General features: G+C 66.1%; 14 protein-coding genes. 10 read left to right on the forward strand and 4 right to left on the reverse strand.

The features are described from left to right. The first annotated feature begins 43 nt into the window (after nucleotides 1-43). The 9 genes from ACYQ4W_RS11780 to ACYQ4W_RS11820 all read left to right on the forward strand — a co-directional run bounded on the left by ACYQ4W_RS11780 (nucleotide 44) and on the right by ACYQ4W_RS11820 (nucleotide 8,259). On the forward strand, nucleotides 44-874 hold the full coding sequence (locus ACYQ4W_RS11780) for an ATP-binding protein (protein WP_459856797.1): 831 nt from the start codon (nucleotides 44-46) through the stop codon (nucleotides 872-874). A 59-nt stretch (nucleotides 875-933) separates the two neighbouring features. Then, nucleotides 934-1,245, forward strand: coding sequence for a cupin domain-containing protein (locus ACYQ4W_RS11785; protein WP_459856800.1), 312 nt, complete (start codon nucleotides 934-936; stop codon nucleotides 1,243-1,245). A gap of 524 nt (nucleotides 1,246-1,769) precedes the next feature. Further along, nucleotides 1,770-2,786, forward strand: a complete 1,017-nt coding sequence (locus tag ACYQ4W_RS11790; RefSeq protein ID WP_459856802.1) for a TIGR00180 family glycosyltransferase — start codon at nucleotides 1,770-1,772, stop codon at nucleotides 2,784-2,786. A gap of 34 nt (nucleotides 2,787-2,820) precedes the next feature. Further along, nucleotides 2,821-3,735, forward strand: a complete 915-nt coding sequence (locus ACYQ4W_RS11795; protein WP_459856804.1) for an NAD-dependent epimerase/dehydratase family protein — start codon at nucleotides 2,821-2,823, stop codon at nucleotides 3,733-3,735. Next, entirely contained in the window at nucleotides 3,732-4,511 is a 780-nt protein-coding gene (locus ACYQ4W_RS11800) for a cephalosporin hydroxylase family protein (RefSeq protein ID WP_459856806.1), read from the forward strand. Before ACYQ4W_RS11795 ends, ACYQ4W_RS11800 begins: the two co-directional genes overlap by 4 nt. 28 nt (nucleotides 4,512-4,539) lie before the next feature. Further along, nucleotides 4,540-5,328: a glucose-1-phosphate cytidylyltransferase gene (gene rfbF, locus ACYQ4W_RS11805; protein WP_459856809.1), complete on the forward strand. Its 789-nt coding sequence runs from the start codon at nucleotides 4,540-4,542 to the stop codon at nucleotides 5,326-5,328. A gap of 8 nt (nucleotides 5,329-5,336) precedes the next feature. After that, entirely contained in the window at nucleotides 5,337-6,455 is a 1,119-nt protein-coding gene (rfbG, locus tag ACYQ4W_RS11810) for a CDP-glucose 4,6-dehydratase (RefSeq protein ID WP_459856812.1), read from the forward strand. A 5-nt stretch (nucleotides 6,456-6,460) separates the two neighbouring features. Further along, a complete protein-coding gene (gene rfbC / locus ACYQ4W_RS11815) occupies nucleotides 6,461-7,036 on the forward strand; it encodes a dTDP-4-dehydrorhamnose 3,5-epimerase (protein WP_459856814.1) in 576 nt (191 codons plus the stop codon). Next, nucleotides 7,033-8,259: a methyltransferase domain-containing protein gene (locus tag ACYQ4W_RS11820; protein WP_459856817.1), complete on the forward strand. Its 1,227-nt coding sequence runs from the start codon at nucleotides 7,033-7,035 to the stop codon at nucleotides 8,257-8,259. The genes rfbC and ACYQ4W_RS11820 overlap by 4 nt, the downstream gene beginning before the upstream one ends. A gap of 423 nt (nucleotides 8,260-8,682) precedes the next feature. Here the strand turns inward: ACYQ4W_RS11820 and ACYQ4W_RS11825 are convergent, their stop codons facing one another. From ACYQ4W_RS11825 to ACYQ4W_RS11840, 4 genes are all read right to left on the reverse strand, one after another. Then, the gene (locus ACYQ4W_RS11825) at nucleotides 8,683-9,084 is read right to left on the reverse strand and encodes a bacteriohemerythrin (RefSeq protein WP_459856820.1); all 402 of its coding nucleotides are present in this window, start codon (nucleotides 9,082-9,084) and stop codon (nucleotides 8,683-8,685) included. A 263-nt stretch (nucleotides 9,085-9,347) separates the two neighbouring features. Continuing rightward, a complete protein-coding gene (gene groL / locus ACYQ4W_RS11830) occupies nucleotides 9,348-10,943 on the reverse strand; it encodes a chaperonin GroEL (protein WP_459856823.1) in 1,596 nt (531 codons plus the stop codon). A gap of 54 nt (nucleotides 10,944-10,997) precedes the next feature. Next, nucleotides 10,998-11,273, reverse strand: a complete 276-nt coding sequence (locus ACYQ4W_RS11835; protein WP_459856825.1) for a co-chaperone GroES — start codon at nucleotides 11,271-11,273, stop codon at nucleotides 10,998-11,000. Between the two features lie 226 nt (nucleotides 11,274-11,499). Continuing rightward, nucleotides 11,500-12,177 carry a response regulator gene (locus ACYQ4W_RS11840; RefSeq protein WP_459856828.1) on the reverse strand — a complete coding sequence of 226 codons (678 nt, stop codon included), beginning with the start codon at nucleotides 12,175-12,177 and terminating at the stop codon, nucleotides 11,500-11,502. Nucleotides 12,178-12,356: 179 nt separating this feature from the next. On the opposite strand from ACYQ4W_RS11840, the gene ACYQ4W_RS11845 reads away from it, so the two are divergent. Continuing rightward, a complete protein-coding gene (locus ACYQ4W_RS11845) occupies nucleotides 12,357-12,908 on the forward strand; it encodes a thermonuclease family protein (protein WP_459856831.1) in 552 nt (183 codons plus the stop codon). The last annotated feature ends 171 nt before the right edge of the window (nucleotides 12,909-13,079 follow it).

Raw genomic sequence — 13,079 nt, forward strand, 5'->3', positions numbered from 1 at the left:
GGGGTTGCGAACGCCCCCGCGCCACTTCCAAGAGGAACCGACCATGAAAGCCACCCGCAAGCTCATCACCGTCAACGAGGAACTCTGCAACGGCTGCGGCAACTGCGTCACCGGCTGCGCCGAGGGAGCCCTCGCCATCATCGACGGCAAGGCCAAGCTCGTGAACGAGGTGTTCTGCGACGGCCTGGGCGCGTGCCTGGGCGAATGCCCCACCGGCGCGCTCAAGGTTGTGGAGGTGGAGGTGGAGGACTTTGATCCCGAAGCCGTGGCCCGGCACCTGAAGGCCCAAGGACGCGAAGTGCCCGGCCACATGCCCGACCCGGCCAGCCTGCGCCTTGGCCTTGGCGGTTCCGCGCCGAAGCCCCACGGCGGCTGTCCCGGCAGCAGGGTCATGAGCATGAACCAGCGCGCGCCCCAGGCCGGCGCATCCCCCTGCCAGCAGGCCAACGTGCCCCGGCAGCAGTCCGCAGGGGTGTCGAACCTCACGCACTGGCCCATCCAGCTGCGCCTCGTGCCGCCCACCGCGCCGTTTTTGCAAAACGCCAGCCTGCTCTTGACGGCCGACTGCGTGCCGCCGTCCTTTCCGGACTTCAACGAGCGCTTCCTGGCCGGCCGGGTGCTGCTTTTGGGCTGCCCCAAGTTCGACGACGCGGCCGCCTACGTCCAGAAACTGGCAGATATTTTGACCAGCAACGCCATCAAGGACATCACCGTGGTGCAGATGGAAGTGCCCTGCTGCAACGGCATGACCGCCATAGCCCAGCGCGCCGTGGCGGCCGCGGGCAAGAACGTGCCCCTGGAGACCATCGTCATCACGCGCGACGGCCGCATCCAGACCGAGGCGCCCGGCGGCCTCAAGCCCATGGGCCTGTAATCCCGGCCCTGCGCTGGCAGGGGCTCAACGGCGAAGGAACAACAGTAAGGAGAAGCATCATGAAGATCGCGCATCTCTTCGAAAACACCTTCAAGGACAACGCCCCCAGCATCACCGTGGTGCACGAGAGCGAATTCGCCAAGGTCCTGAACTTCAACTTCAAGGCTGGCCAAGGCCTGCCCCTGCACTCGCACAACATCGAGGGCGAACTGGTGCTCACCATTCTGGAAGGCCAGGGCGAGTTCCTCTCCGCCGACGGCAAGATCCCGGCCAAGCCGGGCGACACGCTCATCTGCCCCATCGCCACCAAGCACGGCGTGGGCGCGGTGACGGACCTGCGCGTGCTGGTCACCATCACCCCGCCTATCTAGAAGCCTTGCATGCCCTGGAGCGCCCCCTCCCCGGACTCCAGCGGAGGGAACGATTCCGCTCCCCTTTCGCCGGGTCCGGGGGCGGCCAGCCCCCGGCCGCCGGAGGCGCATCCAGGCTCCCACAGTCGGCGTCGCCGGAGAATCCAGAGACGCCGACCTCGGGCAGTGAGAACAACCCAGCGTCCCTTTCGCCGGGTCCGGGGGCGGCCAGCCCCCGGCCGCCGGAGGCGCATCCAGGCTCCCCCGTCGGCGTCGCCGGAGAATCCAGGGGCGCTGCCCCTGGAACCCCGCCAGAGGGCACGGGGCCCTCTGGACTCCCCAGACAAGCGAACAGGCTCTTCCGCGCAAAGCCGCCGGAAGAGCCTGTTCGCTTGTAATGGCGGGAAAGCGCCGGGATGGGGGTAATGGGAGGAGAATGAGGGGAAAAGAGCGGGCGGGAGGACGGGAGCAAGGCCGGGGCGCCCCGGCTGTTTTGACAAAGCCCGGAGCCTCGGCCATACTTCACGGATATGTCTGACGCCCGCGTGACCATCCTGATTCCCAGCCACCGCCGCCCGGAACTTTTGGCGCGCGCCCTGGCGCACTACGCGCCAAGCGGCCTGCCCGTCATCGTGGCCGATTCCTCGCCAGAGCCCTTTGCCCAAGCCGGGGATTTTCCGCAGGTGCGCTACCTGCATCTTCCCAGCGTGCCCTTTGAGGCCAAACTCCAGCGCCTGGCCGCATTGGCGCACACGCCCTACTGCGTGCTCTGCGCCGACGACGACTTCACCTCCACGGCGAGCATTCTGCGCTGCGCGGACTTCCTCGACCGGCACCCCGACCACTGCGGCGCGCACGGCCATTACCTGCGGGTGGTGCGCGGCAAGGCCGGCGCGCTGGTGGAGCCCTGCTACCGGGACACGCACCGGGCGGGCATCATGAGCGACGATCCCGTGGCGCGGCTGCTGGAGTTGAACAGGCCCTACGTGCCGCTGTTCTACGCCGTGCTGCGCGTGGCGGTGCCGCGCCTGGCCTTCGGCCCCGGGCACGAGGCGGAACGCTTCTATGCCGCGAGCGAGCTGGCCCTGGGCGTGGCCGCCGCCATTCTGGGCAAGGTGGCGGTTCTGCCCACCCTGCACACCGTGCGCGACATCGTGCCGAGCCAGGACCTTGCCGGGACCAAGAACGACAGCCTGGCCGTGGTCAGCACGGCCCCGCAGTACCGCGAGGTTTACGGGCGCTTCATAACGCGGCTTTCCGCCGCCCTGGCGGACACGGCCAAGCTTGCGCCGCAGAAGGCGCGCCAGGCGGTGCTTGCCTCCCTGGCCGCATTCATCGCCGGATATTGCCAGCACCGGCCGCGCAGGCCTTTTGTGCGCAAGCTGCCCAAATATTTCCGGCGGGCCCTGCATGCCCTGGTGCCCCCTTTGGCCGCGCGCGCCCGGCGCGAGGCCGACAGCCTGCGCCAGGCCGAGCTTGCGGCCTATCTGGCTCCGGCGGGCGCGGACGCCTGGGCGGAGCTGGACGACATTCTTGCGCGGCTCACGGCCACGCGCGGGTAAGGGGGAAAACGATGGCCAAAGCGAAAAGGACGGCGTGCCAGTGACAGGCGCGCGGCAACACGGGGAGCAGAACGCGGAAGAGCCGCTGCGGGTGCTCGTCACCGGGGCCACGGGCTTTGTGGGCCGCCATGTGGTGGAGGCCCTGCTGGCGCATGGCTGCGACGTCAGCGCCCTGTGCCGCGACGCGGCCAAGGCCGAGGCCATGCCCTGGCATGGCCGGGCCAAGGTCATCCAGGGCGACATCGCCGACCTTTCCGACGGGCAGATGGACATGCTGGCCGGGCACGGGCGCATTCTGCACCTGGCCTGGGAGGGCCTGCCCAACTACAAGGCCGAGTCCCAGGTGACGGAAGTGCTGCCGCGGCATCTGGCCTTCCTCTCGCGGCTTGTGGAGCACGGGGCGCGGCACCTGCTGGTAACGGGCACCTGCCTGGAATACGGCCTGCAGGAGGGCGCCCTGGCCGAGGATGCGCCCTGCGCTCCGGTCACGGCCTATGGCCGCGCCAAAAACGCCCTGCGCCTGGCCCTCGAACCCGTCTGCGCGGCCCGTGGCGCAACCCTCCAATGGGCCCGGCTGTTCTACATGCACGGCCCAGGCCAGTCTGAAAAATCCTTGCTCTCCCAACTTGACCGGGCTATCAATTCGGGCGCAACGACATTCGATATGTCCGGCGGAGAACAGGTGCGCGACTATCTTTCCGTGACGCAGGTGGCAGACCTGCTGGCGCGCGTGGCCTTGCAGGACCGCGTCACGGGCGTCATAAACTGCGCCAGCGGCCGCCCGGTGACCGTGCGCGCCCTGGTGGAGGCGCATTTGCGCCGGCGCGGCGCAGACCTTGGGCTCAACCTTGGGCATTACCCCTACCCGGATTACGAGCCCATGCGCTTCTGGGCCGACACCGCAAAACTTGCCGCAGCCCTGGCTGCGAGCCCGGACCAAGAACTATGACCGCAAACGCCAGCAAGGATGAGGCCGTGGACACGACGACGGACATGACCGAGCAGTTCAAGAAGGAACGGACCGAGCGCATAGCCAAAATGGGCACGGACCAGAAGTTGAAGGAAACGGCCCAGGCCTTCACCGTCGCCTCCACCACCGCCGGATATTCCTACAACTTCACGTGGATGGGCCGGCCCATCATCCAGTATCCCCAAGACATGGTCGCCATGCAGGAAATCGTCTGGGACATGCAGCCCGACGTCATTGTGGAGACGGGCATCGCCCACGGCGGCAGCCTCGTGTTCTCGGCCTCGCTGTTGCGCATGCTCGGCGGCGACGGCTACGTGGTCGGCGTGGACATCGACATCCGCGCGCACAACCGCGCGGCCATCGAGGCTCACCCCATGGCCCCGCACATCCGCATGATCCAGGGCTCCAGCGTGGACGACGCCATCGCCGCCCAGGTGCGCGAGTCCATCAAAGGCCGCAAGAACCCCCTGGTTGTGCTTGACTCCAACCACACCCACGCCCATGTGCTGCGCGAGCTGGAGCTTTATTCGCCCCTGGTGCGCAAGGGCGGCTGGCTGGTGGTCTTCGACACCGTTGTGGAGAACATGCCCGGCGACTTCTACCCGGACCGGCCCTGGGGCATCGGCGACAATCCCATGACCGCGGTGGACGCCTTTCTGCAAACAAACGACCGCTTCGTCATCGACGAGGCCATGGACGCCAAGCTCGCCGTGAGCATGGCTCCGCGCGGCTACCTGCGCTGCGTCAAGGACTAGCGCCCCAGACCCACACAAGGATACCCTCATGGAAGTCGTCATCCTCTGCGGCGGGCTTGGCACCCGCCTGCGCGAAGAAACGGAGTTCCGGCCCAAGCCCATGGTCAACATCGGGCCGCGCCCCATTTTGTGGCACATCATGAAGATCTTCGCCACGCGAGGGCACACCGACTTCGTTCTGGCCCTGGGCTACAAGGGCGAGATGATCAAGGACTATTTCCTCAACTACGAGGCCATGAACAACGACGTCACCATCGAGTTGGGCAAGCCCGAGAAGGCCCAGCTGCACTCCTGCCACGAGGAATGCGGCTGGAGGATCACCCTGGCCGACACGGGCGAGAAGGCCCTCAAGGGCGCGCGCCTCAAGAAGGTGGAAAAGTACGTCAAGGGCGACACCTTTCTTTTGACCTACGGCGACGGCGTGGCCAATGTCGACATCGACGCCCTGCTCGCCTTCCACAAGGCCCACGGCAAGATGGTCACCCTGACCGGCGTGAACCCGGCCTCGCGCTTCGGCGAACTGAAGATCGAGGGCGACCGCGTGGCGCGCTTCAACGAAAAGCCAGAGGGCCCCGGCTTGGGCGCGGAGAAATACATCAACGGCGGCTACATGGTCATGAACCGGGCCATCTTCGAGCGCGTGCGCGCCGAGGACTCCTGCGACCTGGAGTACGGGCCGCTGGAGCAGCTGGCCGACGAAGGCGAGCTGATGGTGTACCGCCACCACGGGTTCTGGTCCTGCATGGACACCCTGCGCGACACCGAATACCTGAATAAGCTCTGGGCCGAGAACCGCGCCGGCTGGAAGATCTGGTAGGGGCGGCCATGCTGCGCGTCAGGGACGTCATGGACGGGTTCTACAAGGGCCGCCGGGTGCTCATCACCGGGCACACCGGCTTCAAGGGCGCCTGGATGTGCCTGCTTTTGGAGCGCGCCGGAGCCCAGGTGCTGGGCTATTCCCTGGATCCGCCAAGCACGCCCAGCCTCTTTTGTCTCGCCGGGCTGGACAGCGCGCCCCCGGCAGGGCTCACCTCCCTGCATGCCGACATTTTGGACCTGCCGCGCCTGACGCGTGCCGTGGCCGAGTTTCAGCCCGAGGTGGTCGTCCACATGGCCGCGCAGTCGCTGGTGCGCCCGTCCTACGCCGACCCCGCCGCCACCTTCGCCGCCAACGTGCTGGGCACGGTCAACGTTCTGGAGGCCTGCCGCCAGGCCCCGCCCGCGCCCGGGCAGCGCCGGGCCATCGTGGTGGTGACGAGCGACAAGTGCTACGAGAACCGCGAGTGGGTGCACGGCTACCGCGAGACCGACCGCCTGGGCGGACACGATCCGTATTCCGCCAGCAAGGCCTGCGCGGAGATCGCAGCGGGCAGCTTCGCCAAGTCCTTTTTCCCGGCCGAGACCGTTGCCGACCACGGCACGGTGCTGGCCACGGCGCGCGCGGGCAACGTCATCGGCGGGGGCGACTTCGCCACCGACCGCCTCGTGCCAGACATGGCCCGGGCCTTTGCCAAGGGCGAGGCCGTGCACATCCGCCGGCCCGATGCGGTGCGGCCCTGGCAGCACGCCCTGGAGCCCGTTTCCGCCTATCTGCTGCTGGCCCGGCGCATGCTGGAACAAGGCCACCGCTTTGCCGGCGGCTGGAACTTCGGCCCGTCCAGCCGCGATGTGCGCACCGTGGGCGAAGTGGCGGCGCGCTTTGCCGAACTCTGGGGACGCGGCGCCCGCCTGGAGCTGAACCAGAACGCCGGGCAAGGTCCGCACGAGGCCGGGCTGCTGACCCTGGACTGCGCCAAGGCCCGCGCCCTGCTTGACTGGCGCCCAAGGCTTGAGCTTGACGCGGCGCTCATCTGGACCTGCGGCTGGTACATGGCCTGGGCCGAGGGCAAGACCGACCTGCGCGCTCTGTGCGGCACGCGCATCAACGAATTCTTCGCCGAGTAGCCGCCATGGGCTCCCTCACCCTGCATACAACGCCGCTGCCCGGCCTCATGGTGGTGGAGACGCGCCCCGTGGGCGACCAGCGCGGCAGCTTCGCCCGGCTCTTTTGCGCCCAGGAGCTTGAGCCCCTCGGCCTGCCCGGGCCCATCGCGCAGATCAATCACTCCTGCACCAGCGTCCAGGGCACGGTGCGCGGCCTGCACTTTCAGCGACCGCCCAAGGCCGAGGCCAAGCTGGTGCGCTGCCTGCGCGGCAGGGTGCTCGATGTGGCCGTGGACCTGCGCAAGGGCTCGGCCACGTATCTGCGCTGGCACGCCGTGGAGCTCTCGCCGGAGAACCACCTGGCCTTCTACCTGCCCCAGGGCTTTGCCCACGGCTTCCAGACCCTGACGCCGGATTGTGAGCTGCTGTACCTGCACACCGAATTCTACAGCCCGGAGCACGAGGGCGGTCTGCGCTACGACGACCCGGCCCTGGGCATTGCCTGGCCCCTGCCTGTGGTCGGCCTTTCCGCCCGCGACGCCGCGCACCCTCTTGTCCACCCCGCTGCCGGGCCAGACTTCGCCCCCCTGGAGATTTTATGAACTGCCGCTTCTGCAACACCCCGCTCTCGCAGATTTTTCTCGACCTTGGCGCCGCGCCGCCCTCCAACTCCTTCTTGAAGCAGGAGGAGCTGAACGGACCTGAGGTCTATTACCCCCTGAAGCTCTACACCTGCCCGGAGTGCTTTCTGGTGCAGGTGGACGAGGTGAAGCGCTCCAGCGAAATCTTCTCCTCCGACTACGTGTACTTCTCGTCCTTCTCCAGCACGTGGCTGGCCCACGCCAAGGCCTATGTTGAGGCCACCCTGCCGCGCCTGGGTTTGGGCAAGGACTCCCTCGTCATGGAGATAGCCAGCAACGACGGCTACCTGCTGCAATACGTGCGCGAGCACGGCGTGCCCGCCCTGGGCATTGAACCCACTGGCAGCACGGCCGCGGCCGCGCGCCAAAAGGGCATCGAGACCCTTGAGGAGTTCTTCGGCGTGGAGCTTGCCACCCGCCTCGCGGCGGAGGGAAGGCGCGCGGACCTCATCGTGGGCAACAACGTGCTGGCCCATGTGCCAGACATCAACAACTTCGTTGGAGGGTTGCGGATAGCCCTGGCGCCCGGCGGGCTCATCAACATGGAGTTCCCGCACCTGTACCGGCTCGTGGAGTCGTGCCAGTTCGACACCGTGTACCACGAGCACTTCTCCTATCTTTCCCTGGGCACCGTGCGCCGCATCTTCGCCGCCAACGGCCTGTGCGTGTACGATGCCGAGGAACTGCCCACCCACGGCGGCTCCCTGCGCATCCACGCCCGCGCCCAGGGCGATCCCCTGGCCGTGGAGACCCCGCGCCTGGCCGAGCTTCTGCGCATGGAGATCGGGGCCGGCATGCAGACCATGCCCTACTACCAGGGCTTTCAGGACCGCGTGGAGCGCATCAAGGCGGAGCTGCTGGGTTTTCTGGCCGAGCAGACCCTGGCGCGCAAAACGGTCGCCGCCTATGGCGCGGCGGCCAAGGGCAACACCCTGCTGAACTTCTGCGGCGTCAAGCCGGGCCAGGTGGCTTTCGTGTGCGACGCCAGCCCCCACAAACAGGGCCTGTTCCTGCCCGGCAGCCGCATCCCGGTGCGCCACCCGGACGCCATCCGCGAAGCGAAGCCCGATTTCGTGCTCATCCTGCCCTGGAACATCAAGGATGAGATCAAGGCCCAGCTCGCCTTCATCCGCGAGTGGGGCGGCCGCTTCATTCCCACCAACACCATGTCCGTGGAGCCCTAGCCGGACGGACTCGCACCTCCCAGGCGGCCGCGAGGTCCGCCCGCCGCGTGGGGCGGCACAAAAGGCCTGGCGTTCGCATCCAGGCCTTTTTGCTGTTGTCGATGCGTCGGGGCTGGCTAGACGCCATGCTTGCGCCGCCCCTGGGGCGGGCGCTGCGCTTGCCGCTGGCGAACGAGGAATGCGGACAAAAGGGCGGCCCGGCAGACGGGACGGCATGCAGGCACGTGCCGGGCGCAGCGTTGCAGCATCGCCGCGAAACAAATGCAGGGACACGGCTCGCTCTTTAAGCCCAGGCCAAGACGCCCGACTGGGCAGTCATGGGCTTGCGGGCCCTGCAGGCATGCGGCAAGGCCCGAGTGCGCCGGAACCATACGCTTGCAGGATTCGCCGCCCATACGCGGCCACGGAGCCTGTGGGGCGGTTCTAGCGCAGGTAGTCTTCCAGATAGCGGCCCATCTGCCGGTCCGCCCCGGCCAAATGTCCGCTGATCCATTCTTCCAGAAATTTCAGGATGGCTTCCGCCGTGGCGCTGCCCGCGGCGCAGGCGTTTTCGAACGTGGCGACTGTGCCCAGGAACGCCTCGTGCTCAGTCATGTGCGCGGGCAGGTCTGGATAGCTGAAGGCCTGCATGTAGCCTTCCTCAATGTGGAAGTGCTCGGCGGCGAAGGTCTTGAGCCGCGCCACCAGATCCTCCGCCGGGCAGGACAGGCCGGAATGCTCTTGCTTGTCGATGAGGGCGTTGAACGTCTGCAGCAGATCCTTGTGCTGCTCGTCGATGCTCTGGATGCCGATGGCCAGGGATGGTTGCCATTCTATGCGGGCCATGGGGAACGCCTCCTTGGGGGGTAGGGATTGCTGCGCAATCACTACGTACCATATTTACGGCGCCGATCAAGCATAGAAAAAAAGTGGGCTCCGGTCCCCTCCCTTAACTGAAAACCGGAGCCCCAGCCGCGATGTGAATGGCGGCAGTTGCCATACTTATCGGCCCCTTGCCGCATGCGCATTAGAGCCGCCGGCGGCATGGGCGCAAAAAAAAGGCCGGACCCTTGCGGACCCGGCCAGGCGGAATCGTGTCGGGATGACGCCTACTTCTTTTCTTCCTTCTCTTCGACCTTGTCGGCCACGGCGCACTCGGTGGTCAGCAGCAGGCTGGCGACGGAGGCGGCGTTCTGCAGGGCCACGCGGGTGACCTTCTTGGGGTCGATGACGCCGGCGGCGTAGAGGTCCTCGTACTTGCCGGAAGCGGCGTTGAAGCCGAACGCGGCCTTGCCCTCGCGGACTTTCTCCACAACCACGGAGCCTTCAAAGCCCGCGTTGGCGGCGATCATGCGCAGGGGCTCCTCGACGGCGCGACGGATGACCAGCACGCCGGCGGCCTCGTCGTCGTCGATGGTCTTCAGGCCGTCGAGCACGGAGGAGGCGCGCACGAAAGCGGTGCCGCCGCCGGGGACGATGCCTTCCTCAACGGCCGCACGGGTGGCGTTGAGGGCGTCTTCGACGCGGGCTTTCTTTTCTTTCATTTCCACTTCGGTGGCCGCGCCAACCTTGATGACGGCGACGCCGCCGACGATCTTGGCCAGGCGCTCCTGAAGCTTTTCCTTATCGTAGCTGGAGGTGGTGATGGAGATCTCGCCCTCAAGCTGCTTGATGCGGGCCTTGATGCTCTCCTTGGTGCCGGCGCCATCGACGATGGTTGTCTTTTCCTTGTCCACCACGATGTGCTTGGCGGAGCCCAGGGAATCGGCGCGCACCTTGTCCAGGGTCAGGCCCATGTCCTCGGACACGACCTGGCCGCCGGTGAGCACGGCGATGTCCTGCAGCATGGCCTTGCGGCGGTCGCCGAAGCCGGGGGCCTTGACCGCGCAGACCTTGAGGGTGCCGCGCAGCTTGTTCACCACCAGGGTGGCCAGCGCTTCGCCGTCCACGTCCTCGGCAATGATCATGAGCGGGCGGCTCATCTTGACGACCTGCTCGAGCACGGGCAGCAGCTCCTTCATGTTGCTGATCTTCTTCTCGGAGATCAGAATGAGGGCGTCGTCGAACTCGGTGGTCATCTTCTCGGAATTGGTGGTGAAATAGGGGGAGAGGTAGCCGCGGTCGAACTGCATGCCCTCGACCACGTCGAGCACGGTCTCCATGCTCTTGGCTTCCTCGACGGTGATGACGCCCTCTTTGCCGACCTTGTTCATGGCCTCGGCCAGAATGTCGCCGATGGTCTGGTCATTGTTGGCCGAGATGGTGCCGATCTGGGCGATTTCCTTGCGGTCCTTGGTGAACTTGGCCTGCTTGCCGAGCTCCGCCACGATGGCTTCCACGGCCTTGTCGATGCCGCGCTTCACGCTCATGGGGTTGCGGCCGGCGGCGATGAGCTTGATGCCCTCGCCGAAGATGATCTGGGCCAGCACGGTGGCGGTGGTGGTGCCGTCGCCCGCGACGTCGTTGGTCTTGGAAGCGACTTCCTTGACCATCTGGGCGCCCATGTTCTCGAACTTGTCCTCAAGCTCGATCTCCTTGGCGACGGTGACGCCGTCCTTGGTGATGGTGGGCGCGCCCCAGGATTTCTGGATGGCGACGTTGCGGCCCTTGGGGCCCAGGGTGACTTTCACGGCATCGGCAAGGGTGTCCACGCCGATTTTAAGCCCGGCGCGGGCGGCCTCATCAAAACGAATGGTCTTAGCCATTTTTCGCAGCTCCTTATGAAGATTCGGCGGCAAGGCGCCGGTTATTGCAACGGGCTATTTTTCGATGACGGCCAGAATTTCTTCCTGGCGCATGATAACGCATTCCTCGCCGTCCATCTTGAACTCGGTGCCGGCGTATTTGGCGAACAGCACGACGTCGCCCTTCTTCACCTGCATCTTGACCTTGTCGGAGCCGGGGCCGGCGGCCACGACGGTGCCGCGCATGGGGCGCTCCTTGGCGCTATCGGGAATGATGATGCCGCCGGCGGTGACTTCTTCCTCGGGCAGGCGCTGGATGATGACGCGATCGTGCAACGGTGCAAGTTTCATTGGGACTCCTCCTCAAAGGTGTGTGTAGTTGATTCCCCGCCGAACCGGGCGGCAGAAGCGCCGCGCTGTTGAGTCGGGCGGTCCGGCTTGGGCGATGGAAAGATAAGCAGGGGCGGAGGGATGTCAACGGGGTGCGGGGCGAAAAACTTCGCTGCGGCGCAAAGACAGACAGGGCCGCAAGCGTTTGCGCCTGCGGCCCTGTCCGGGGTGCCGTGCAATGTGGGGATCAGTTTTCGCTTTCCAGCTCGACGCCGCTCATTTTCACAAAGGTGCGCACCTGATGCAGGTTGTGCAGATCGAGCTTCTTCATGAAGTTGGCGCGGTGCTTTTCCACCGTGCGGGTGGAGAGGAACAGCTTTTCGGCTATTTCCTTGTTCTTGAAGCCCTGCAGCACCATCTGCAGAATGTGGCGCTCGCGGGCGGTCAGTCCGTCCAGGGGCGAGGTGCGCTCCGGGCGGCTGCTGCGCAGGTAGCCGTTGATGAGCGTGGCCGAGACCTCGGGGCTGACATAGGCCTCGCCCCGGCACACGGCGCGTATGGCGGTGAGCAGATCCTCGGCGCTGGCGGCCTTCACTACGTAGCCGTCCACACCGGAATCCAGGGCCGCATGCAGGTAGTCCTCGCTGCGGTGCGCGGTGAGGGCGATGATGCGCGCCTCCGGAAAGTCGCGCTTGATGGCCTTCACGGCCACCATGCCGTCCACGCCGGGCATGGAAAGGTCCATGAGCACGATGTCGGGCTTGAGCTCGCCGTAAAGACGCATGGCCTCGCGGCCGTCCTGGGCCTCGCCGATCACCTGGCAGAGTCCCTGGGTCTCCAAATAGGCCTTGAGGCTTTGCCGCAAAAGGGCGTGGTCTTCGGCCAACAGCACGCGATAGCGTTTGGAATCGGTGTTCTCGGTCATGTCTTCTTACCTTTTTTGGGGGGGGCGCTCACTGCGTTTTCGCAGCTTGCTGTTTTCTGCGTCTTTGATACGCACCCGAACGTACGCAGTCAAGTAGCGGTGGTACGCATTATCCGACTTTCCCAATAGACTATCGATGATCCTTGACCAATGTTTCAGAATTTTGCAGCATTATATTCATGACAAAATACATGGCCTCTTTGCTGCTTCTCCTGTGTTGCGCCACGGCCGCCTCCGCCTACACGGCCACGGTCAAAACCCTCCGCGACGGCGACTCCTTCACCGCCACGGGGCCGGAAGACACCCTGGTCAACGTGCGGCTCTACGGCATCGACGCGCCGGAGTACAAACAGCCCTACGGCTTGCAGGCCAAGCAGCGCCTGTCCAAGCTCATCGCCCGCAAGGAGCTGCACATCGAACCCATCGACACCGACCGCTATGGCCGCACGGTGGCCCTGGTGCGCCTGGACGACGGCACCCTGGTCAACGAGGTGCTGGTGGCCGAGGGCTGCGCCTGGGTGTACGACCAGTACTGCCAGCAGGGAGAACTGTGCCAGCGCCTGCGCGAGCTGCAGGACAAGGCGCGCGAGGAGCGCCGCGGCCTTTGGGCCGAAGACAACCCCACGCGCCCGTCGGATTGGCGCAAGGAGCACAAGGTGGAGGAGTGGTACAAGGCGCCCGCGCGGGTCATGAAGTCCCTTGTGCGCAAGGTCAAGGTCGTGTTCCGCTAGCGCGGAAGAGGCCGATGGCGCCCGCGCGGCGCAGTTGCAGGGTTTGTGTGCCCCGCTGAGCCATGTATTCGGCGGCGCAGCTGCGTATGTGGCTTCGGTCCCTGCGGGACTGACCAGTGGAGGTGCGACGGAGAGCATGGCGCCGCACAGCGAGGGCATGACGGGGACAAG

This window comes from Humidesulfovibrio idahonensis, from assembly GCF_054657715.1.